Below are 23,360 nucleotides of genomic sequence, written 5' to 3' on the forward strand. Positions count from 1 at the left end.
GACATGCAATCCCGTCACTTGAAGTTGCTCGCCGCCGCCACACTCACCGCGTGGTCGCTGACCGCCGGTATCGCCCACGCGGCCGGCGTGCTCACCATCGGTTGCCGCGAAGACAGCACCACGTTTGACCCGATCAAAAGCGCGCAGAATCGCGACACCTGGGTATTCGCCAACGTCTACGACACCCTGGTGCGCGTGGACAACCTGGGCACCAAGATGGAACCAGGGCTGGCCGAAAGCTGGGACATTTCCAAGGACGGCCTGACGTATACCTTCAAACTGCGGGCCGCGAAGTTCTCGGATGGCTCGCCGATCACTGCTGACGATGCCGCCTTCAGCCTGTTGCGCATTCGCGACAACAAGGCCTCGCTGTGGAGTGACCCGTTCAGCCTGATCAACACCGCCAAGGCAGCTGATCCGCAGACGCTGGTCGTGACCTTGAAAACCCCGGCGGTCGCCTTCCTTTCGCAACTGGCTTCGCCGACGGTGTCGATCCTGTCGGAAAAAGCCATGACCAAGATGGGCGAAGATGCCTACTCGGAAAACCCGGTGACCTCCGGCGCGTTTACCGTGGACGAGTGGCGCAAGGGCGATCGGGTGATCCTGAAGAAGAACCCGAACTTCTGGCAGGCCAGTAACGTGAGCCTGGATGGCGTGGAGTGGGTGTCGGTCACCGACGACAACACGCGCATGCGCATGGTGCAGAACAACGAACTGGACACGGCGATCTTCGTCCCGTTTTCCCGGGTTGAAGAGCTGAAAAAAGACAAGAACGTGGTGGTCCACTCCGACCCGTCGACCCGTGAAGATCACCTGTTGATCAACCATGCCCACGGCCTGCTGGCCAAGCCGGAAGTGCGTCAGGCGCTGGACATGGCCATCGATAAACAATCGTTGGTGAAAACCGCCACTTTCGGCCAAGGCACCGTGGCCTATTCCTACATCCCCAAAGGCTCGCTGTACCACTACGCCAACAACCTGCAACGCCCGTATGACCCGACCGAAGCCAAGAAGCTGCTGGCTGCGGCCGGTGCCCAGGACTTGAAGCTCAACTATGTGGTCAACGCCGGCAACGAAGCCGACGAGCAGATTGCGGTGATGATCAAGGATCAGTTGGCCAAGGTCGGCGTGACAGCCAACCTGCAAAAGGTCGACCCGACCCAAAGCTGGCAGATGCTGGTGGACGGCGAATACGATATTTCGGTGATGTACTGGACCAACGACATCCTCGACCCGGACCAGAAGACCACCTTCGTGCTGGGCCACGACACCAACCAGAACTACATGACTCGCTACAAGAACGACAAGGTCAAGGACCTGGTGGCGGCCGCGCGGATCGAGGCGGATCCGGTCAAGCGTGAGCAGATGTATGTCGACCTGCAGAAAATGGCGAAACAGGATGTGAACTGGATCGACCTGTATTACAGCCCGTACATCAACATCTCACGCAAGAACGTGAGCAACTTCCTGCAAAACCCGCTGGGGCGCTTCACCCTTGAGGAAGTGGTGAAGAACTAAATTCTAGAGAGCACCGCAACACAAATGTGGGAGCGGGCTTGCTCGCGAAGGCGGAGTGTCAGTCAACAGAGATATTGACTGATCCACCGCCTTCGCGAGCAAGCCCGCTCCCACATTAGGTTCTGCTGTGTTCCCGATAGTTACTGCGCGTCAAACGCCTGCCCATTGATGCCCGTACTGTCCGGCCCCATCAGGTACAGGTACACCGGCATGATTTCTTCCGGTGTCGGGTTATCGGTCGGGTTCTCCCCTGGATACGCCTGGGCCCGCATGCTGGTGCGGGTGGCGCCCGGGTTGATGCTGTTGGCACGCACCGGTGCGACATTGTCCAGCTCGTCCGCCAGGGTTTGCATCAGGCCTTCGGTGGCAAACTTCGACACCCCGTATGCCCCCCAATAAGCCCGGCCCTTGCGGCCCACGCTGCTGGAAGTGAACACCACCGACGCATCCTGGGACAGCTTGAGCAGCGGCAACAGCGTGCTGGTCAGCATGAACATCGCGTTGACGTTCACGTGCATCACCCGCATGAAATTCTCACCGGACAACTGCTCGATGGGCGTACGCGGGCCGATGATCGAGGCGTTGTGCAGCAGGCCGTCGAGGTGGCCGAATTCCTTTTCGATCATCGCTGCCAGCTCATCGTATTGATGGGGCAGGGCGGTCTCCAGGTTGAACGGGATCACCACCGGCTGTGGCTGGCCGGCGGCTTCGATTTCGTCATACACCTGGGCCAGGTTGGCTTCGGTCTTGCCCAGCAACAGCACGGTGGCACCGTGGGCGGCATAGGTCTTTGCCGCTGCGGCACCGATTCCGCGACCGGCGCCGGTGACCAGGATGACCCGGCCCTTGAGCAGTTCTGGACGTGCGGAGTAATCAAACATAAACAACCTCGACAAAGTTCACAGAAAATCCATGTGATTGATTGCGGCTAAGGCTGGCTAAGGCTTCTGTGGCGAGGGAGCTTGCTCCCGTTCGACTGCGAAGCAGTCGCGAAAAGCGGGGCTGCTTCGCAACCCAACGGGAGCAAGCTCCCTCGCCACAACGTTGCATCAACCTCAGGCAGTCCCGATCAGCAGCTGCACAGCGCGCTGTCCAGCACTTTGCGCAATTCCAGCGGGTGATCCACCACCACGTCGGCACCCCAGTTGCGCGGGTTGTCGTCCGGGTGGATATAGCCGTAGGTGACCGCCGCGGTGCGGGTGCCGGCGTCGCGGCCCGATTCGATGTCCCGCAGATCATCACCCACGAACAGCACGCTCGCCGGGTCCAGGTCGAGCATCTTGCACGCCAGGATCAACGGCTCCGGATCCGGCTTGCTGTTCTTCACATGGTCCGGGCAGATCAGCAGCGCCGAGCGTTCCGCCAGGCCCAGTTGCTGCATGATCGGTTCGGCAAAGCGCAGTGGCTTGTTGGTGACCACGCCCCAGATCAGCTTGGATTTCTCGATATCCACCAGCAGCTCTTCCATGCCCTCGAACAGCTTGCTGTGAATCGCGCAGCCCTTGAGGTAACGCTCCAGGAATTCCTGACGCAGCTCTTCAAAGCCTGGGGACTCGGGGTCCATGGAAAAGGTCACGGCAACCATCGCCCGGGCGCCGCCGGAGATTTCATCGCGGATGTGCTGGTCGTTCATCGGCGCCAGGCCGCGGTCAGCCCGCATGGCCTGGCAGATGGCGATAAAGTCCGGCGCGGTGTCCAGCAGGGTACCGTCCATGTCGAAAAGAACCGCTCGCAACTTCACAGGCTTACTCCTCGCGCAGGGTCTGGATCATGTAGTTGACGTCAACGTCGCTGGCCAGCTTGTAGTGCTTGGTCAGCGGGTTGTAGGTCAGGCCGATGATGTCCTTGACGGTCAGCCCGGCCTGGCGGCTCCAGGCACCCAGCTCGGAAGGGCGGATGAATTTCTTGAAGTCATGGGTGCCGCGAGGCAGCAGCTTCATGATGTATTCGGCACCGATGATCGCGAACAGGTAGGCCTTCGGATTGCGGTTGATGGTGGAGAAGAACACCTGGCCACCGGGCTTGACCATGCGGAAACAGGCGCGGATCACCGAGGATGGGTCCGGAACGTGCTCGAGCATTTCCAGGCAGGTGACCACGTCGAACTGCCCGGGCATCTCTTCGGCCAGCTCTTCGGCGGTGATTTGGCGGTATTCAACGCTCACGCCGGATTCCAGCTGATGCAACTGGGCCACGGCCAATGGCGCTTCGCCCATGTCGATACCCATCACGGTGGCGCCGCGCTGGGCCATGGATTCGCTGAGAATCCCGCCGCCGCAACCCACATCCAGTACCTTCTTGCCGGCCAGGTTGACGCGTTCGTCAATCCAGTTGACCCGCAGCGGGTTGATGTCGTGCAGGGGTTTGAATTCGCTTTCGCGGTCCCACCAGCGATGGGCGAGGGCTTCGAATTTGGCGATTTCAGCGTGGTCGACGTTGCTCATGGGGAATCCTCTAAATCTGATAAAACGTTTTGCTGGCCCTGGCATGTGCTGCCAGGGCCGGCGTTATTCGCTGTGTCCGCTGATGCGCTGGCCCCAGGCGATGGCCGTGGCGCACAGCTGTTGTTCATCCAGGCGGGTCAGTTGCCGATCGTCGAGCAATTGCTTTCCGCCGACCCAAAGGTGTTTCACACAATCGCGTCCGGTGGCATATATAAGCTGTGAGACCGGATCGTAGATCGGTTGTTGCGCCAGGCCCGACAGGTCGAAGGCCACGATATCCGCGGCCTTGCCGATTTCCAGCGAGCCGATTTCACTTTCCAGGCCCATGGCCCGGGCGCCGTTGAGGGTGGCCATGCGCAAGGCGCGGTGGGCATCCAGGGCGGTGGCCGAGCCGGCGACGGCCTTGGCCAGCAACGCGGCGGTGCGGGTTTCGCCCAGCAGGTCGAGGTCATTGTTACTGGCGGCGCCGTCGGTGCCTACTGCCACATTGACGCCGGCTTGCCACAGGCGTTCCACCGGGCAGAAGCCGCTGGCCAGTTTCAGGTTGGATTCCGGGCAGTGGATCACGCTGGTGTTACTTTCTACCAGTAAAGCCAGGTCGTCATCGCTGATTTGGGTCATGTGAACGGCCTGGAAGCGCGGCCCCAGCAAGCCCAGGCGGCCCAGTCGTGCCAGCGGGCGTTCACCGCGCTGTTCAACGGACTGCTGCACTTCGAAGGCGGTTTCATGCACGTGCATGTGGATCGAGGCGTCCAGCTCCTCGGCGATCATGCGGATTTTTTCCAGGTTTTCATCGCAGACGGTGTACGGCGCGTGGGGGCCGAAGGTGATTTTGATTCGTGGGTGATGCTTGAGGTCGCCGAACAGCTCGACGCCCTGGCGAATCGCCTCGTCGGCGTCAGCGGCACCGGGAATCGGGAAATCCAGGATCGGGATGGCGATTTGCGCACGGATGCCTGCGTTGTGCACGCGTTCGCTGGCGACTTTCGGGAAGAAGTACATGTCCGAGAAACACGTGATGCCACCTTTTATCTGCTCGGCGATCGCCAGGTCGGTGCCGTCGCGCACGAAGGCTTCGTCGACCCACTTGGCCTCGGCGGGCCAGATGTGGTTTTCCAGCCAGGTCATCAGCGGCAGGTCGTCGGCCAGGCCGCGAAACAGCGTCATGGCGGCGTGGCCGTGGGCGTTGATCAGGCCGGGGCTGAGCAGCATGCCCGGCAGTTCGCGCACTTCAGTCGCTGCGAGCTTCAGGGCCGCGGCGCGTGGGCCGATAAACGCAATGCGTCCGTCACGAATGCCCAGGCCGTGCTCCTTGAGCACTACGCCGGCAGGCTCGACAGGTACCAGCCAGGTGGGCAGCAGCAATAAGTCGAGCGGGGCGGCAGTCGGTGTCATCGAGGGCAGTTTCCCAAGCATCTATAAAGAACGGCGAAGTATACCCGAGCGTCCTGGCTGGCGGATCGCTATAATCGGCGGCTTTTGTTCATGAGTGCGGGGTGAGGGATGCGCGATCGACTGTTGGCTGCGGAGAAAGTGAAGGCCATCGACTGGCGTGATGGCGCACTGTACCTGCTCGATCAGCGTATTTTGCCGTCTGCAGAAACCTGGGTCGCCTGCACCAGCGCTGCCGAGGTGGCCGAGGCCATTCGCACGATGGTGGTGCGCGGTGCGCCGGCCATTGGCATCAGTGCGGCGTATGGCCTGGTGCTGGCTGCCCGTGCTCACGTCGCCGAGGGCGATGACTGGCAGGCGGCCTGGGAAGAGGACTACGCGCTGCTGGCGGACTCCCGTCCGACGGCATCGAATCTTTTCTGGGCGATGAAGCGCATGCGCGACTGCCTCGACCGCCTCAAGAAACACGCCGACCCGCTGGCGGTACTGGAAGCCGAGGCGGTGGCGATTCACCAAAGTGATCGCGAGGCCAACCTGACCATGGCGCAGCTGGGTGTTGAGTTGATCCGCAAGCACCAGGGTAACGTCCAGGCGATCCTGACCCATGGCAACGCAGGGGCGCTGGCTACGGGCGGCGTGGGTACGGCCCTCGGCGTGATTCGCGGTGCGTTTCTGGAAGGTATGGTGGAGCGGGTCTACGCCAACGAAACCCGGCCCTGGCTGCAAGGCTCGCGGCTGACGGCCTGGGAGTTGGCCAATGAGGGCATTCCTGTCACCGTGAATGCGGATTCGGCGGGTGCGCATATCCTCAAGACCAAAGGCGTGACCTGGGTGATCGTCGGTGCCGACTGCATTGCGGCCAATGGCGATGTGGTCAGCAAGATCGGCACCTATCAGCTGGCGGTGTGCGCCATGCACCATGGCGTGCGCTTCATGGTGGTGGCAGCCAGTTCCACCATCGACCTGATGGCGGCCAGTGGTGATGACGTGCCGCTTGAAGAACGCGACGCCCGGGAGCTGCTGGAAGTCGGCGGCACCCGCTTCGCTGCCGATGTAGACGCCTTCAATCCGGTGTTTGATGTAACGCCGGCGGACCTGATTGATGTGATCGTCACGGAAAAAGGCATCGTCGAACGCCCGGACACGGCGAAGATGGCGCAATTGATGTGTCGTAAACGCCTGCATTAAGGCAATTCGCGCCCAAAAAACATCCTGGATTCAGTTCTAAGCCCCTCTCGTCGCCGTCAAGCCTGTCATCCGTCAACTTACTATGCTCCATGCGCATCAGGGGGATAGGTGCGTGGCGGCGATTGTGATAACATCCGGCGGTTTCCAGGGTCACCCCAAGGGGTAACCTTTAATGCGCAGATCCGTGTCATAACTCGTTGATTTGTCGTAAGTCGTTGCCAGGCATCATGCCAGCAGCGGCGAGCTTCGTTCGTCCCATAGGATGTGACGAGGTTTCACCCGAAAAAGGAATCAGGCTTCTCATGGGCGAACTGGCCAAAGAAATCCTCCCGGTCAATATCGAAGACGAGCTGAAACAGTCCTACCTCGACTACGCGATGAGCGTAATTGTCGGTCGGGCACTGCCTGATGCGCGCGATGGCTTGAAGCCCGTGCACAGGCGTGTGCTGTTCGCGATGAGCGAGCTGGGTAACGACTGGAACAAGCCGTACAAGAAATCTGCCCGTGTTGTCGGTGACGTGATCGGTAAGTATCACCCTCACGGCGACACTGCGGTGTACGACACCATCGTTCGGATGGCCCAGCCGTTTTCCCTGCGCTACCTGCTGGTAGACGGCCAGGGCAACTTCGGTTCGGTCGACGGCGACAACGCTGCGGCCATGCGATACACCGAAGTGCGCATGACCAAGCTGGCGCACGAGCTGCTGGCTGACCTGCACAAAGAAACCGTGGACTGGGTGCCGAACTACGACGGCACCGAAATGATCCCGGCGGTCATGCCGACCCGTATTCCCAACCTGTTGGTCAACGGCTCCAGCGGTATCGCCGTGGGCATGGCCACCAACATCCCGCCACACAACCTCGGTGAAGTGATCGACGGTTGCCTGGCCCTCATCGACAACCCCGAGCTGACCGTCGATGAGCTGATGCAGTACATCCCCGGCCCGGACTTCCCGACTGCCGCGATCATCAACGGTCGTGCCGGCATCATCGAAGCCTACCGTACCGGTCGTGGCCGCATTTACATGCGCGCCCGCTCGATCATCGAAGACATCGACAAGGTCGGTGGCCGTCAGCAGATCGTCATCACCGAACTGCCTTACCAGTTGAACAAGGCGCGTCTGATCGAGAAGATCGCCGAGCTGGTTAAAGAGAAGAAACTGGAAGGCATCACCGAACTGCGCGACGAGTCTGACAAAGACGGTATGCGCGTGGTGATCGAGCTGCGTCGTGGCGAAGTGCCTGAGGTGATCCTCAACAACCTCTACGCCCAGACCCAGCTGCAAAGCGTATTCGGTATCAACGTGGTAGCGCTGATCGACGGCCGCCCGCGCATCCTGAACCTCAAGGATCTGCTGGAAGCCTTCGTACGTCACCGCCGCGAAGTGGTGACCCGCCGTACCGTGTTCGAACTGCGCAAGGCCCGTGAGCGCGGCCACATCCTGGAAGGCCAGGCGGTTGCGTTGTCGAACATCGACCCGGTCATCGCCCTGATCAAGGCCTCGCCGACCCCGTCGGAAGCTAAAGAAGCCCTGATCAAGATGCCGTGGGAATCCAGCGCCGTAGTGGCGATGGTTGAGCGTGCCGGTGCCGATTCGTGCCGTCCGGAGACTCTGGACCCACAATACGGCCTGCGCGACGGCAAGTATTTTCTGTCCCCGGAACAGGCCCAGGCCATCCTGGAACTGCGTCTGCACCGTCTGACCGGCCTGGAACACGAGAAACTGCTGGCCGAGTACCAGGAGATTCTCAACCAGATCGGCGAGCTGATCCGCATCCTTAACAGCGCCGTGCGCCTGATGGAAGTGATCCGCGAAGAACTGGAAGTGATCCGCGCCGAATACGGCGACGTGCGCCGCACCGAGATTCTCGATGCCCGTCTCGACCTGACCCTGGGTGACATGATCCCGGAAGAAGATCGCGTCGTGACCATCTCCCACGGTGGCTATGCCAAGACCCAGCCGTTGGCTGCGTACCAGGCCCAGCGTCGTGGCGGTAAAGGCAAATCGGCTACCGGCGTCAAGGATGAGGACTACATCGCTCACCTGCTGGTCGCCAACAGCCACACCACGCTGCTGCTGTTCTCCAGCAAGGGCAAGGTGTACTGGCTGAAAACCTACGAAATCCCGGAAGCGTCCCGCGCCGCCCGTGGTCGTCCGTTGGTCAACCTGCTGCCGCTGGACAGTGATGAATACATCACCACCATGCTGCCGGTGGACGAGTACACCGAAGGTCACTTCATCTTCATGGCCACTGCGAAAGGCACCGTGAAGAAGACCCCGCTGGAATCCTTCAGCCGTCAACGCAGTGTGGGCCTGATCGCCCTCGAACTGGACGAAGGCGACGTGTTGATCAGCGCAGCCATCACCGACGGCGAGCGTGAAGTCATGCTGTTCTCTGACGGCGGCAAGGTCACGCGCTTCAAGGAATCCGACGTTCGCGCCATGGGCCGTACTGCCCGCGGTGTGCGCGGCATGCGTCTGCCGGAAGGGCAGAAGCTGATTTCGATGCTGATCCCGGAAGAAGGCAGCGAGATCCTCACTGCTTCCGAACGTGGTTATGGCAAGCGCACCGCTATCAGCGAGTTCCCGGAGTACAAACGTGGTGGCCAGGGCGTTATTGCCATGGTCAGCAACGACCGCAATGGCCGTCTGGTCGGCGCGGTCCAGGTGCTCGACGGCGAGGAAATCATGCTGATCTCCGACCAGGGCACCCTGGTGCGTACCCGGGTTGATGAAGTGTCGAGCCTGGGGCGTAACACCCAGGGCGTGACCTTGATCAAGCTGGCCAAGGACGAAAAACTGGTCGGCCTCGAACGTGTCCAGGAGCCATCGGAAGTGGAAGGCGAAGAGCTGGAAGGTGAAGAGGGGATTGCACTCGAGGGGCAAGTGATCGGCGATGCCGATGACGGCGTCGACGAGCCAACACTCGACGCTGCCGCAGACGAAGAAGAACCGCAGGAATAAGCGGACACACAGGGGGCGGATGAAGATTCGCCCCCTTGTTGTTTGTCCCTTTTGAAAATGTTGAAACCCCGAATTATTGCACCACCCCACCAGATCAGAGTGAGATTGGATGTGAGCAAGAGAGCCTATAACTTCTGTGCCGGTCCCGCGGCGCTTCCTGAAGCAGTCCTGCAGCGTGCGCAGGGTGAACTCCTCGACTGGCATGGAAAAGGCCTCTCCGTGATGGAAATGAGCCATCGCAGCGATGAGTTCGTGTCCATTGCCACCAAGGCCGAGCAGGATATGCGCGACTTGCTGGACATCCCGTCTGACTACAAAGTGTTGTTCCTGCAGGGTGGCGCGAGCCAGCAGTTTGCTCAGATCCCGCTGAACCTGCTGCCGGAAAGTGGCACTGCCGACTATATCGATACCGGTATCTGGGGGCAGAAGGCTATTGAAGAGGCGTCCCGTTACGGTCACGTCAATGTGGCGGGCACTGCCAAGCCTTACGACTACTTCGCCATTCCTGGTCAGAACGAATGGAAGCTGTCGAAGGATGCGGCCTACGTTCACTACGTAGCGAACGAAACCATTGGCGGCCTGGAATTCGACTGGGTGCCGGAAGTGGGTGATGTTCCGCTGGTATGCGACATGTCGTCGGACATCCTTTCGCGTCCTATCGATGTGTCCAAGTACGGCATGATCTACGCCGGTGCACAGAAGAACATCGGCCCGAGCGGCATCCTGGTCAACATCATCCGTGAAGACCTGCTGGGGCGTGCGCGCTCGCTGTGCCCGACCATGCTCAACTACAAGGTCGCGGCCGATAACGGCTCGATGTACAACACCCCACCGGCCTTCGCCTGGTACCTGTCGGGCCTGGTGTTCGAATGGCTGAAAGAGCAGGGCGGTGTGGCTGCCATGGGCAAGCTCAACGAAGAGAAGAAACGTACCTTGTACGACTTCATCGACAGTAGTGGCCTGTACAGCAACCCGATCAACCTGACCGATCGCTCGTGGATGAACGTGCCATTCCGTCTGGCTGACGACCGCCTGGACAAGCCATTCCTGGCCGGCGCCGACGAGCGCGGCCTGTTGAACCTCAAGGGCCACCGTTCGGTAGGTGGCATGCGCGCCTCCATCTATAACGCTGTCGATATCCACGCCGTCAAGGCGCTGGTGGCTTACATGGCAGAGTTCGAAAAGGAACACGGCTAATGTCTGAGCAAGAACTCAAGGCCCTGCGCGTACGCATTGATAGCCTGGACGAGAAAGTCCTGGAGCTGATCAGTGAGCGCGCACGGTGCGCCCAGGAAGTTGCACGGGTGAAAATGGCGTCCCTGGCTGAAGGCGAAGTGCCGGTGTTCTACCGGCCGGAGCGTGAAGCCCAGGTGCTCAAGCGCGTGATGGAACGCAACAAGGGCCCGTTGGGCAACGAAGAGATGGCGCGGTTGTTCCGTGAAATCATGTCTTCGTGCCTGGCGCTGGAACAGCCGCTGAAAGTGGCTTACCTGGGTCCTGAAGGCACCTTCACCCAGGCCGCGGCGATGAAGCACTTTGGCCACGCGGTGATCAGCAAGCCGATGGCTGCGATTGACGAAGTGTTCCGTGAAGTGGCCGCCGGGGCGGTGAATTTTGGCGTGGTGCCGGTGGAAAACTCCACCGAAGGTGCCGTCAACCACACCCTCGACAGTTTCCTTGAGCACGACATGGTGATCTGCGGCGAAGTTGAGCTGCGTATCCACCACCACCTGTTGGTGGGCGAAAGCACCAAGACCGACAGCATCAGCCGCATCTATTCCCACGCCCAGTCCCTGGCCCAGTGCCGCAAGTGGCTGGACGCGCACTACCCGAATGTGGAGCGCGTGGCGGTGTCCAGCAATGCCGAAGCGGCGAAGCGAGTCAAGGGTGAGTGGAACTCGGCGGCGATTGCCGGTGATATGGCCGCTGGCCTGTATGGCCTGACGCGCCTGGCCGAGAAAATCGAGGACCGCCCGGATAACTCCACGCGCTTCCTGATGATCGGCAGCCAGGAAGTGCCGCCGACCGGCGACGACAAGACGTCGATCATCGTCTCCATGAGCAACAAGCCTGGCGCGCTGCATGAGCTGCTGGTGCCGTTCCACGACAACGGGATTGACCTGACGCGAATCGAGACGCGTCCTTCGCGCAGCGGTAAATGGACTTATGTGTTCTTTATCGACTTCGTCGGCCATCACCGCGACCCACTGGTCAAGGGTGTGCTCGAGAAAATCAGTCAGGAAGCCGTGGCACTCAAGGTGCTGGGCTCTTACCCGAAAGCGGTTTTGTGAGGCTTTAACATGAGTGGCAACTTCCTCGCCCTGGCGCAGCCGGGCGTGCAACAACTGTCGCCTTACGTTCCGGGCAAGCCTGTGGACGAGCTGGCGCGTGAGTTGAACCTTGATCCGTCGAAGATCGTAAAGCTGGCCAGTAACGAAAACCCGATGGGCCCAAGCCCCAAGGTATTGGCTGCGATTCGTGACGCGCTGGCTGAGCTGACGCGTTATCCGGATGGGAATGGTTTTGAGCTCAAGTCCTTGTTGGCGGAAAAATGCCGCGTTGAGCTGAATCAGGTGACCTTGGGTAACGGCTCCAACGACATTCTGGAGCTGGTCGGGCGTGCCTATCTGGCGCCGGGCCTGAACGCCGTGTTCAGCGAGCATGCGTTTGCGGTCTATCCGATCGTGACCCAGGCCGTGGGCGCTGAAGCTCGCGTGATTCCGGCGAAGGATTGGGGGCATGACCTGCCGGCCATGCTGGCGGCCATCGACGAGCAGACCCGCGTCGTATTTATCGCCAACCCGAACAACCCGACCGGTACCTGGTTCAGCGCCGAGGTGCTGGACAACTTCCTGCAAGACGTGCCGGAGCACGTGCTGGTGGTGCTGGATGAGGCTTACATCGAGTACGCCGAAGGCAGCGACCTGCCGGACGGCCTTGATTTCCTCGCGGCGTATCCGAACCTGCTGGTCTCGCGTACGTTCTCCAAGGCTTACGGCCTGGCGTCGCTGCGGGTCGGCTATGGCCTGTCCACCCCGGTGGTGGCCGATGTGCTGAACCGCGTTCGCCAGCCATTCAACGTCAACAGCCTCGCGCTGGCGGCGGCTTGCGCCGCGGTGCAGGACGCTGAGTACCTGGAAGAAGGTCGTCGCCTCAACGAAAGCGGCATGCTGCAGTTGCAGGATGGCTTCCGTGAGCTGGGCCTGGGCTGGATTCCCTCCAAGGGCAACTTCATTTGTGTCGACCTGGGTCAAGTGGCCGCTCCCGTGTTCCAGGGCCTGTTGCGTGAAGGCGTGATCGTGCGTCCGGTGGCCAATTACGGCATGCCGAACCACCTGCGCATCACCATCGGTCTGCCTGCTGAAAACAGCCGCTTCCTCGAGGCGCTGGCCAAGGTTCTGGCTCGTGGTTGATGTCACTGCATTGCAACCTGCTGTGCCTATGATCGGTCGCCTGGTGGTGGTCGGTCTGGGATTGATCGGCGGCTCCTTCGCCAAGGGCCTGCGGGAAAGCGGCCTGTGTGGCGAAGTGGTCGGTGTGGACCTGGACCCGCAGTCGCGCAAGCTGGCGGTGGAGTTGGGCGTGGTGGATCGCTGTGAGGCGGACCTCGCCGTTGCCTGTCAGGGTGCGGATGTCATTCAGTTGGCGGTACCGATCCTGGCCATGGAGAAGTTGCTGGCGCTGTTGGCCGGCATGGATCTGGGTCAGGCGATCCTGACCGACGTCGGCAGTGCCAAGGGCAATGTGGTGCGTGCGGCGCGGTTGGCCTTTGGTGGCATGCCTGCGCGGTTTGTGCCTGGGCATCCGATTGCCGGGTCCGAGCAGAGCGGCGTTGAGGCGTCCAATGCGCAGCTGTTCCGTCGTCATAAAGTGATTCTGACGCCGCTGGATGAAACCGATCCTGCGGCATTGGCCGTGGTGGATCGGCTTTGGCGCGAGCTGGGGGCGGATGTCGAGCATATGCAGGTCGAGCGCCACGATGAAGTGTTGGCGGCGACCAGCCATCTGCCGCATTTGCTGGCGTTTGGCCTGGTGGACTCGTTGGCCAAGCGCAACGAGAACCTCGAGATTTTCCGTTACGCCGCCGGCGGTTTCCGTGATTTTACCCGGATCGCCGGTAGCGACCCGGTGATGTGGCACGACATCTTCCTCGCTAACCGCGATGCAGTACTGCGTACCCTGGATACCTTCCGCAGCGACCTCGACGCCTTGCGCGACGCAGTGGATGCGGGCGACGGGCATCAGTTGTTGGGCGTGTTCACCCGTGCGCGGGTGGCGCGGGAGCATTTCAGCAAGATTCTGGCGCGTCGGGCTTATATGGATGCGGCTGCAAGCGCGGATGACCTGGTGTTTCTCGCCAGTCCCGGTGGTCGCTTGAGCGGGCAGATTCGGATGCCTGGGGATAAATCGATCTCCCATCGCTCGATCATGCTCGGCTCTCTGGCGGACGGTGTCACCGAGGTAGAGGGTTTCCTGGAGGGGGAAGATGCCCTGGCGACCTTGCAGGCGTTTCGCGACATGGGGGTGGTGATTGAGGGGCCGCACCATGGGCGCGTCACCATTCACGGGGTTGGTCTGCATGGGTTGAAGTCGGCGCCGGGTCCGATCTATCTCGGCAACTCCGGCACCTCCATGCGGCTGTTGTCCGGTTTGCTGGCGGCTCAGAGCTTTGACAGTGTGTTGACGGGTGATGCCTCGCTGTCCAAGCGTCCGATGAATCGCGTGGCCAAGCCATTGCGCGAAATGGGCGCGGTGATCGAGACCGGGCCGGAAGGGCGCCCGCCGCTGACCATTCGCGGTGGCCAGGCACTTAAGGGGCTGACCTACGCATTGCCGATGGCCAGTGCTCAGGTTAAATCCTGCCTGTTGCTGGCTGGGTTGTACGCCGAAGGTAAAACCTCGATTACCGAACCGGCGCCGACCCGTGACCATACCGAGCGGATGTTGCGTGGGTTTGGTTATCCGGTGGAGGTGGCGGGCGCTACGGCTTCGGTCGAGTCCGGTCACGCGCTGACCGCAACCCATATCGAAGTGCCCGGGGATATTTCCTCTTCGGCGTTCTTCCTGGTGGCGGCGTCGATCGCCGAAGGCTCCGAGCTTTTGCTTGAGCATGTGGGCATTAATCCGACCCGTACCGGGGTGATCGATATCCTGCGGTTGATGGGCGCGGATATCACCCTGGAAAACCAGCGGGAAGTGGGTGGCGAGCCTGTTGCTGATTTGCGTGTTCGCGCGGCGCCGTTGAAGGGGATCGAGATTCCCGAGGCTTTGGTTCCGCTGGCTATCGATGAATTTCCGGTGCTGTTCGTGGCGGCGGCATGCGCCGAAGGCCGAACGGTATTGCGCGGGGCGCAGGAGTTGCGGGTCAAGGAGTCCGACCGGATCCAGGTCATGGCCGACGGTCTGCTCGCCCTGGGCGTGAAGTGTGAACCGACACCTGATGGGATTATCATCGACGGTGGCGTAATAGGCGGTGGTGAAGTGCATGCCCATGGCGATCACCGGATTGCCATGGCCTTCAGCGTGGCCTCCCTGCGAGCGACTGCGCCGATTCGTATCCATGACTGTGCCAACGTGGCTACGTCTTTTCCGAATTTTCTTACACTGTGTGCCCAAGTCGGCATTCGTGTTGCCCAAGAGGCTTAATTGTGAATATCAAAGCACCGGTGATTACCATCGACGGGCCAAGTGGCTCGGGCAAAGGCACGATCGCCGGCATCCTGGCCAAGCGCCTGGGCTGGTGCCTGCTGGACTCCGGGGCGCTGTACCGCTTGCTGGCCTTTGCCGCACGCAACCATGGCGTCGACCTGACCAACGAAGAATCGCTGAAGCTGCTGGCTGCGCACCTCGACGTGCAGTTCGTCGGGGCGACGGAAGGTCATCCTCAGCGCATCATCCTGGAAGGGGACGATGTGACCGATGACCTGCGTAACGAACAGGTCGGTTCCTGGGCTTCCCAGGTCGCCGCATTGCCGGCGGTGCGCGACGCTTTGCTGCAGCGTCAGCGGGCTTTTCAGGAGCCGCCGGGTCTGGTGGCCGATGGCCGCGACATGGGCACGGTGGTGTTTCCTGAAGCGCCGCTGAAGATTTTCCTGACTGCCAGTGCCGAGGAGCGGGCCCGCCGCCGTTACTTGCAGTTGAAGGGCAAAGTCGATGGTGTTAGTCTGTCGAGTCTGCTAGATGAGATCCGTGCACGCGACGAGCGTGATACCCAGCGTGCGGTAGCCCCGCTCAAGCCGGCGGCTGACGCCATACAGCTGGATTCCACGGAGTTGTCCATCGAGCAGGTGCTGGAACGCATCTTGAGTGAAATCGCCATTCGCGATATCGCCGGGTGACCAAGAAGGCCGCAGGGGACCAGTCATAGTCCTGTGGTGCTTCTTTTAATTGAAACTGACCCACACCGTCTGGGGTGTGGAGATGGGCGTATTCTTCGCCCTTATCAACAGGAATTAAAATGAGCGAAAGCTTTGCGGAACTCTTTGAAGAAAGCCTAAAAACCCTGAACCTTCAGGCAGGCTCCATCATCACCGGTGTTATCGTTGATATCGATTACCAAGCTCGCTGGGTAACCGTTCACGCTGGTCTGAAGTCTGAAGCTCTGATCCCGCTGGAACAGTTCTACAACGATGCTGGTGACCTGACTATCAATGTCGGTGACGAAGTTCACGTTGCTCTGGACTCGGTTGAAGACGGTTTCGGTGAAACCAAGCTGTCCCGTGAAAAAGCCAAGCGCGCTGAATGCTGGATTGTTCTCGAAGCAGCCTTCGCAGCTGAAGAAGTGGTCAAGGGCGTTATCAACGGTAAGGTTAAAGGCGGCTTCACTGTCGACGTTAACGGCATCCGTGCGTTCCTGCCAGGTTCTTTGGTCGACGTTCGTCCTGTGCGCGACACCACGCACCTGGAAGGCAAAGAACTCGAATTCAAGGTCATCAAGCTCGACCAGAAGCGCAACAACGTTGTCGTTTCCCGTCGCAGCGTCCTGGAAGCAGAGAACTCCGCCGAGCGTGAAGCTCTGCTGGAATCCCTGCAGGAAGGCCAACAAGTCAAAGGTATCGTCAAGAACCTCACCGATTACGGCGCATTCGTCGATCTGGGTGGCGTCGATGGCCTGCTGCACATTACCGACATGGCTTGGAAGCGTATCAAGCATCCATCGGAAATCGTCAACGTTGGCGACGAGATCGATGTCAAGGTTCTGAAGTACGATCGTGAGCGCAACCGTGTCTCCCTGGGCTTGAAGCAGCTGGGCGAAGATCCATGGGTCGCTATCAAGGCTCGTTACCCAGAAAGCACCCGCGTCACCGCGCGTGTTACCAACCTGACCGACTACGGCTGCTTTGCAGAGCTGGAAGAAGGCGTGGAAGGCCTGGTACACGTTTCCGAAATGGACTGGACCAACAAGAACATCCACCCTTCGAAAGTCGTACAAGTCGGCGACGAAGTGGAAGTTATGGTTCTGGACATCGACGAAGAGCGTCGTCGTATCTCCCTCGGCATCAAGCAGTGCAAATCTAACCCATGGGAAGATTTCTCTGGCCAGTTCAACAAGGGCGATAAAATCTCCGGCACCATCAAGTCGATCACCGATTTCGGTATCTTCATTGGTCTGGACGGCGGCATCGACGGCCTGGTTCACCTGTCCGACATCTCCTGGAACGAAGTTGGCGAAGAAGCTGTTCGTCGTTTCAAGAAGGGCGACGAGCTGGACACCGTTATCCTGTCGGTTGACCCAGAGCGCGAGCGCATCTCCCTGGGTATCAAGCAACTGGAAAGCGATCCGTTCTCCGAGTACGTTCAAGAGAACGACAAAGGTGCAATCGTTAAAGGCATCGTGAAGGAAGTTGACGCTAAAGGCGCCATCATCACTCTCGCCGACGATATCGAAGCGACTCTGAAAGCCTCCGAAATCAGCCGTGACCGCGTTGAAGACGCGCGCAACGTTCTGAAAGAAGGCGAAGAAGTAGAAGCCAAGATCATCAGCGTTGACCGCAAGAGCCGCGTAATCCAGCTCTCCATCAAGTCGAAAGACGATGCTGAAGAGAAAGAAGCCATCCAGAGCCTGCGCGACAAGCCAGCGACCTCTGAGCCTTCTGCTGGTCCTACCACTCTGGGCGACCTGCTGCGTGCACAAATGGAAAAACAGAACTAAGTTCTGTCAGACCATAGAAAAAGGGCGACTTCGGTCGCCCTTTTTTGTGCCTGGGATTTGGCGTCGTGCGAAACGTCGCCTTGGCGTTAAGCGGCTGAGGCGCTGTCGTCTCGCTGGCAGTCTATTCGACCTCGTAGGCTGTATCTGACAGTGAATGCGCTGAAGTGGCTCCAGCGAGGCTGAGCGAGAGCTGGCTGTCGTAGTGCGCAATGCCAACGCTCTTCGAGTTACACCCCAAGTCTTTGAATATAAGTCAATACATGGGCTGTTCAAATTCCTCCGGTCATGCTAAAACCTTCGAAGCGCTTTTCCTAGCTGCTTGAAAAAGAAGGGAAAAATATGACGAAGTCGGAGTTGATCGAACGAATTGTCACCCATCAAGGGCTGCTCTCATCCAAAGATGTCGAGCTGGCCATCAAGACCATGCTTGAACAGATGTCACAGTGCCTGGCTACCGGTGATCGAATTGAGATTCGTGGGTTTGGTAGCTTTTCGCTGCATTACCGGGCGCCGCGTGTGGGGCGTAACCCGAAGACTGGCCAATCCGTTAGCCTCGATGGCAAGTTCGTGCCTCACTTCAAGCCGGGCAAGGAATTGCGGGATCGGGTGAACGAAGACGAGGAAGAAGGCGTCTGAGTGTTTTTGGGGTAGGAGAAGGTTATGCGTGGGGTTAAGCGCGTTGCGGCAGTAGTGGTTGTATTGGTTGTTGCTTTGGTGGTTCTGGTTTTTGTGCTTGAGAACCAGCAGGGCACTTCGCTTTCGTTCTTTGGCTCGTCCACTGCGCAAATGCCGGTGTCGGTGTTTGTCGTGATTGCTCTATTTATTGGCATGTTGATAGGGCCGTTTTTGGGCGCTTTGACGCGTATTCGGCGTCCTAAGCCCGTTCCGGTGAGGCGGAGCTAGAAACCGTATCCATCGCCCGCGCCGGGATCGGTATGCGGGTGTAGTGACCGCCTGTCAGATAATTCTGCTTTCCGACTAACGTCTTGTTTTCTACAGGCGCGCGTCCTGGGCCGCCGTAAATGTTGCAGAGTTGTCGATATTGGTCTGTTTGCTCGAATTTTCTTTCTGTTCCCCCCTCCCGGATGGGCTTGATAAGGGTGATCCCTAGGCGTTAGGGAAACCTCCTACAGTCATGTCAAGACTTGTAATATGTCGGAGAGGTGACAGAATGCCATCTGTTCTCGATAACGGGCATTTTGTGAGCTAAAAATTTGGCAAAGACGCCGGGTTTTTGGCGGTCATCTAATTAGAATAAAAAAATACGCAATTTGGTCTGCATAACGAGCCCGCAGTTTCTCTTTGAAGGCAGGTTTTTGTTGTGAGTAGTAGCTTACGTTTTCCGCCGGTACCTCAGTCCGAAGAAATCGACATTGTCGAGCTCGTGCAATCCGTCTGGCAGCAGAAAAAGTTGATTTTGAGCCTCGCGCTCGGAGTAGGATTGCTTGCGACGGCCTATGCTTTTTTAGCGACTCCTGAATACTCGGTGAATAGTGTATTGCGGCCTTCTGCACTTAACGAGCTGGATGCACTTAACCGATCCGAAGTATATAAACTGCCTCCGGAGGCAGCGTTGATAGGGGTTGGTGCTTCACTTGAGTCCTATGAAACGCGTTTGAATTTTTTTAGAGAAAATCAAAAGCTGTTTGACGCATTCGTTCGTCCGGGGCGAACGCTGGAGCAGAGTTTTGAAGAGTTTAACCGTAATTCAATTGTTCTAACTCGATCAGACGCTCAAAAGTCTGGAGTTGTTGGTGCGGAGATTACCCTTCAGTTGAATTATCCGGCGGGCATCGATGGGGTTTCGATACTTAACGGCTTTGTTAACTATGCCATTGAAACCGAGCGAAGAAAAATTGCCTCGGATATGAGTGTTATCGTTCAGAATCGTCTGAATGAAATTAAAGGCAAGTTGAGTGCGGCAAGAGCTGGCTATGATAACGACAAGCAGGCCCGAATAGCTTCTTTGCTTGAAAATGATAATTTAAAACGTGCTCAATTAAAGGACGAGCTCAGGGCCCTGCGGGCTCAGCTGAAAGCGTTGCGTGCAGATAGAATCTCCCAACTCGATGAGGCAATCGCTATTGCGCGGTCGCTGGGTATTAATAAACCCACTACGCCGTCGTTGTTCGGGGAAGCGGAGCGTCCGAACGCGAATATGATGAAGACTGAGATAAATAATCAGCAGGTACCTCTGTATTTTATGGGGGCGCAGGCATTGCTTGCAGAACGGGCTGCTTTACAGCGTCGGACCAATGATGATTTCGCTGATGGTCGGATAGCTCAAATTTCGAAAGATCTTCAATTGCTGCGTTCAAACCGTGAAGTCGAGTTGTTGAATAGTCGTGCAAGCGAAGAACTGTTTGTCAATGGCGTTCAGCCGTTGCGCGCAGAAATGGCGCGGTTGCAGAATTTGAATATCGACTTGGATCGACTCAAGCTTGTAAGTGTCGATCGGCAGGCTTTGGAGCCCACAAGTCCAATTAAGCCCAAGCGGTTTTTGGTGATTGTGCTCGGTGTTTTCTGTGGGATGCTTTTAGGGGTCGGTTTTGCCGTCGCTTCCTATTTTTTAAGGCGCTCTCATCGCTCGAAACCCAATGATTCGCCGTCTTTAGAGCTGGATCATGTCCAGTAAGGGCATCGCATGTCCGGGTGGTGTGGCGAAATAGTGGCCTTTGTGAGCGTGGGGTGGTCTCAGTTGCGTTCCATCCCCTCGGTCGAAGTTAAGTGGCGCCAGGAATTGGGTAGCCTTGCACGGCAAGCATGAGGCGCTATGAATAGTTTTTCCATGCTTGCCTGATGGAAGACACATTGCGTGCTTGTTGAATTTATCCTTGTAGCTAAGGTCGTAAAGGAAGGAGGGATGCACGCTCCGGGCGGTATCGTGAGCTGAGCCTTTCAGGCATAATATCCATGCTTTTTGACACGGTACTGATGCAGAGTGTCAAGCATAAACAGGTATTCAACTCGCACCAACAACTGGCCTTGAGACGCCAGGGTGGTGATTCGATTTGGCCTGACGCTATAACAAGAGCTTGGAGTGTGGATGGACAGTAATCTAGTTAGTATTTTTGAATTTGTTGTGATTTTTACGTTGGTCGGGGCCCAAGTTTTTGATGTATATGCCGTCATGGTGCGGGCAAAAGTAAACGTAGATGGCACGACACAGGTCTTAGCTGTTTCTAACTGGATTCAGTACTTGGCAAGAATTATGAATATGGTTTCCGTGTTCAGTATATCTTTATTGCTTGAGAGTAAAATAAGCACCATTGGCGTGCCAGCGATGTTTGGCTATTCAATGTGTCTTGGGTTGGTGATGATTGGGCTTGTTTGCAAGTTCAGCTTTACGGGGCCAGTACTCAGAGTGCTCCAGCGGTTAGGCTTTGCTCAGGTGTTCGGTGAGCCTGGAAAAAAAGCTTATTGGTGGCATGTTGAGTTCGATTTTTTCTCAAGGCTTACTTGGTTTTCAGTTCTAGTTAGTTTGTTTATTAACCTGGCTATTATTATGCCGTTTATGTTGAGTGTCAGATATCCTGAAGTCAGGATGACGCTTGCATATACCGGGCAACTGCTTAATTTTTGTGCCTCAATTATTATGTTTACCTACGTTGATCGTGTTTTTTTCAAGGCGCTCGATGCAGGTCATGAATTTGCATGTGCGAATAAGATCATTACGGGCAAGATTATTGCCCAGCTTATATTAGTGTTCGGCGTATTTTGCTTTTATGTTGTACTGGGAGGGTGAGTTGTGAGTGCGGAAGCTAACGCCGTAGACAAACCTGATAGGGCAGGGCCGCGCTCACGTTTATTTTCAGACAGAGGGTATGTTTACTTAAACGTCTTTTTTGTATGTGTGCTTTTGGTCGTGTATTACCTTATGGGGGGCGGCGCTTTTCCGGACTACCCGAATTACGTAACCATCGTGAATAACGGTGGTTATTTGTTCAGTAAAGATGAGTACATGGCGGAGTGGGTCTCGCGATTTTTTCTAAGTCAAGGCCTGTTTTTTTTCGATAGCGCTGAGCATGTAGTCGATTTTTTTGCGTTGATCGTCCAGGTTTTTTATATTTTATTCGTCTTTTATTTTGGTGTGCTTAAAGGCGGGATCTCTCGGCGGGGATGGTTCTTTTTTACGGCAGTGCTGGGGCCTTTGTTGATTACGACCGCGCTTCGTGCTTCGCCTGCGTATATATTGATTGCTTATATAGCGGCAACGGGCGGTCGGCTTAATCTGAAGTTTTTACTGCTTTCTGTTTTGGCCGTTTCATTTCATGATTCGGCGCTCATACTGGTAGTTCTATATGCTGCCAGCTGTTTAATGGCGCGTATATTTAGAGTTGTGGGCCCGAAGTTTTATCAGATTTTAATGTGGTGTTCCCTTGTGCTGATATTGTTGTCGCAGCAAGTGGCACTTGCGTTGTTTTCGGTTGTCTCTAAGCTGGATATGGGTATTCGATCGGTTTACTTTCAAGAGCTGCCGGAGACGTCGATTGTAAAAAAAGTTTTTTTAATTGTGATATGGATCGTCGCGTATACAACGATTAAAAACGTAGCCGTGCATGCGCGGACGAAGATTTTTGTTTGTGGTTCCATGCTGCTCACTGCGCTTTCTTTCTCACTCAATGAAGTTGCCGGGATCCGATTTGCATTGTATGTGCTAGGGAGCTGCGTGCTGGCCAAAGGCGCCTTTATATTCAGTGGGCAGCACAATAGCCGGTACCGTCAGATAGATGTGGTGTTGGCGGTTGCATATTTTGGCTTGGTGTTTATGGATATTCTTCGAAATGCGAGAGGTGCATGATGGCTAAAATTGCAGTGCTATTGGCAGCTTACAATGGCGAGTCATTTATTGTTTCTCAAGTGAATTCGATCTTGTCGCAATTGGATGTGGATGTTGATCTTTATATTCGTGATGATGGGTCGACGGACAAGACGGCCAGCATTATTGATGAATTCTCAAATTTGCTTGGCGTAAGAGTCATCAAGGATGGGGAAAGTACTCGGTCTGCTGCTGGGAATTTTTTCAAGATTCTTTCGCAGATTAATGTCGCGGACTATGAGTATGTTGCTTTTGCTGATCAGGACGATATTTGGGATCCTGAGAAACTGAAGCGTGCCGTTTCAAAAATTGTCGAAGGCGGTCATCAAGGTTATAGCGCAGATCTGATCGCGTACTCAAACTTAAAAGGTCATGCTCAATACCTGAAGAAGTCTTATCCGGCTAAAGAGTTTGATTATCTGTTTCAAGGCGCGTCGGCGGGCTGCACGTATGTGATGACGTCAACGTTGGCTGCTCTTGTTGTTCGCTCTACGGTTGAACTTCGAAGTGAAGACTTTATGGGGCGTTCTCATGACTGGCTGGTTTATGCGATCGCCCGCGCTCATCAGATGAGCTGGTGCTATGACGCTTATGCTCCAATTTTCTATAGGCAGCATGCTAGCAATGTTTACGGTGCGATGACGACAGTGGGCAGCCTGCTGGAAAAAGTCAAACTCGTCCGTGGAGGTTGGTACAGGTCTAACGTGCTGTGGATAGCCGAGCATTGTGGCGCAGGCGAAAAAGAGAAAGATATTATTAAGTTGGTGAGAGGGAATAGTTTCTTTGATCGTCTGAGGTTGATGCGGCAGGTGGGGTCCTTCAGGCGCAAGGCATCTGAGAGTCGTGTATTGAGTGTGTTCTTATTATTCGGGCTTTTTTGA

Annotated in this window: 19 protein-coding genes; 15 read left to right on the forward strand and 4 right to left on the reverse strand. The window is 57.2% G+C overall.

The window, feature by feature from the left end; all coding sequences use genetic code 11:
* Positions 1–3: 3 nt before the first annotated feature.
* Complete coding sequence (locus NVB75_RS29010) at positions 4–1,518, forward strand: ABC transporter substrate-binding protein (RefSeq protein WP_219272480.1); 1,515 nt, start codon at positions 4–6, stop codon at positions 1,516–1,518.
* 140 nt (positions 1,519–1,658) lie between these two features.
* Here NVB75_RS29010 and NVB75_RS29015 read toward each other — a convergent pair whose 3' ends face one another.
* The 4 genes from NVB75_RS29015 to NVB75_RS29030 all read right to left on the reverse strand — a co-directional run bounded on the left by NVB75_RS29015 (position 1,659) and on the right by NVB75_RS29030 (position 5,357).
* Positions 1,659–2,399 (reverse strand): YciK family oxidoreductase, encoded by a 741-nt coding sequence (locus tag NVB75_RS29015; protein ID WP_003218829.1) that lies wholly within the window; start codon positions 2,397–2,399, stop codon positions 1,659–1,661.
* 188 nt (positions 2,400–2,587) lie between these two features.
* Positions 2,588–3,259: an N-acetylmuramic acid 6-phosphate phosphatase MupP gene (mupP, locus tag NVB75_RS29020; RefSeq protein WP_063032175.1), complete on the reverse strand. Its 672-nt coding sequence runs from the start codon at positions 3,257–3,259 to the stop codon at positions 2,588–2,590.
* A gap of 4 nt (positions 3,260–3,263) precedes the next feature.
* Positions 3,264–3,962: a bifunctional 2-polyprenyl-6-hydroxyphenol methylase/3-demethylubiquinol 3-O-methyltransferase UbiG gene (gene ubiG / locus NVB75_RS29025; protein ID WP_017477312.1), complete on the reverse strand. Its 699-nt coding sequence runs from the start codon at positions 3,960–3,962 to the stop codon at positions 3,264–3,266.
* A gap of 63 nt (positions 3,963–4,025) precedes the next feature.
* Positions 4,026–5,357 carry a TRZ/ATZ family hydrolase gene (locus NVB75_RS29030; protein ID WP_258344475.1) on the reverse strand — a complete coding sequence of 444 codons (1,332 nt, stop codon included), beginning with the start codon at positions 5,355–5,357 and terminating at the stop codon, positions 4,026–4,028.
* A 108-nt stretch (positions 5,358–5,465) separates the two neighbouring features.
* On the opposite strand from NVB75_RS29030, the gene mtnA reads away from it, so the two are divergent.
* From mtnA to NVB75_RS29100, 14 genes are all read left to right on the forward strand, one after another.
* Entirely contained in the window at positions 5,466–6,542 is a 1,077-nt protein-coding gene (gene mtnA, locus NVB75_RS29035) for an S-methyl-5-thioribose-1-phosphate isomerase (RefSeq protein ID WP_258344476.1), read from the forward strand.
* A gap of 302 nt (positions 6,543–6,844) precedes the next feature.
* On the forward strand, positions 6,845–9,508 hold the full coding sequence (gene gyrA, locus NVB75_RS29040) for a DNA gyrase subunit A (protein ID WP_017477315.1): 2,664 nt from the start codon (positions 6,845–6,847) through the stop codon (positions 9,506–9,508).
* A 111-nt stretch (positions 9,509–9,619) separates the two neighbouring features.
* The gene (gene serC / locus NVB75_RS29045; RefSeq protein WP_093200255.1) at positions 9,620–10,705 is read left to right on the forward strand and encodes a 3-phosphoserine/phosphohydroxythreonine transaminase; all 1,086 of its coding nucleotides are present in this window, start codon (positions 9,620–9,622) and stop codon (positions 10,703–10,705) included.
* Entirely contained in the window at positions 10,705–11,799 is a 1,095-nt protein-coding gene (pheA, locus tag NVB75_RS29050; protein WP_017477317.1) for a prephenate dehydratase, read from the forward strand. Before serC ends, pheA begins: the two co-directional genes overlap by 1 nt.
* A 9-nt stretch (positions 11,800–11,808) precedes the next feature.
* On the forward strand, positions 11,809–12,921 hold the full coding sequence (hisC, locus tag NVB75_RS29055; protein ID WP_258344479.1) for a histidinol-phosphate transaminase: 1,113 nt from the start codon (positions 11,809–11,811) through the stop codon (positions 12,919–12,921).
* Between the two features lie 28 nt (positions 12,922–12,949).
* Positions 12,950–15,154, forward strand: a complete 2,205-nt coding sequence (locus tag NVB75_RS29060; protein WP_258348773.1) for a bifunctional prephenate dehydrogenase/3-phosphoshikimate 1-carboxyvinyltransferase — start codon at positions 12,950–12,952, stop codon at positions 15,152–15,154.
* 2 nt (positions 15,155–15,156) lie between these two features.
* Entirely contained in the window at positions 15,157–15,846 is a 690-nt protein-coding gene (cmk, locus tag NVB75_RS29065; protein WP_003172653.1) for a (d)CMP kinase, read from the forward strand.
* Positions 15,847–15,965: 119 nt separating this feature from the next.
* The gene (rpsA, locus tag NVB75_RS29070) at positions 15,966–17,660 is read left to right on the forward strand and encodes a 30S ribosomal protein S1 (protein WP_003218806.1); all 1,695 of its coding nucleotides are present in this window, start codon (positions 15,966–15,968) and stop codon (positions 17,658–17,660) included.
* 339 nt (positions 17,661–17,999) lie between these two features.
* Entirely contained in the window at positions 18,000–18,296 is a 297-nt protein-coding gene (gene ihfB, locus NVB75_RS29075) for an integration host factor subunit beta (protein ID WP_003218804.1), read from the forward strand.
* Positions 18,297–18,320: 24 nt separating this feature from the next.
* A complete protein-coding gene (locus NVB75_RS29080) occupies positions 18,321–18,563 on the forward strand; it encodes a LapA family protein (RefSeq protein WP_258344480.1) in 243 nt (80 codons plus the stop codon).
* Positions 18,564–18,981: 418 nt separating this feature from the next.
* Positions 18,982–20,295 carry a Wzz/FepE/Etk N-terminal domain-containing protein gene (locus tag NVB75_RS29085; protein ID WP_258344481.1) on the forward strand — a complete coding sequence of 438 codons (1,314 nt, stop codon included), beginning with the start codon at positions 18,982–18,984 and terminating at the stop codon, positions 20,293–20,295.
* A 411-nt stretch (positions 20,296–20,706) separates the two neighbouring features.
* Positions 20,707–21,405, forward strand: coding sequence for a hypothetical protein (locus NVB75_RS29090; protein WP_258344482.1), 699 nt, complete (start codon positions 20,707–20,709; stop codon positions 21,403–21,405).
* 3 nt (positions 21,406–21,408) lie between these two features.
* Positions 21,409–22,461 (forward strand): hypothetical protein, encoded by a 1,053-nt coding sequence (locus NVB75_RS29095; protein WP_258344484.1) that lies wholly within the window; start codon positions 21,409–21,411, stop codon positions 22,459–22,461.
* Positions 22,458–23,360: a glycosyltransferase gene (locus tag NVB75_RS29100; protein ID WP_258344485.1), complete on the forward strand. Its 903-nt coding sequence runs from the start codon at positions 22,458–22,460 to the stop codon at positions 23,358–23,360. The genes NVB75_RS29095 and NVB75_RS29100 overlap by 4 nt, the downstream gene beginning before the upstream one ends.

The sequence above is a fragment of the Pseudomonas sp. CBS genome, assembly GCF_024734645.1.
Taxonomy (GTDB): Bacteria; Pseudomonadota; Gammaproteobacteria; order Pseudomonadales; family Pseudomonadaceae; genus Aquipseudomonas.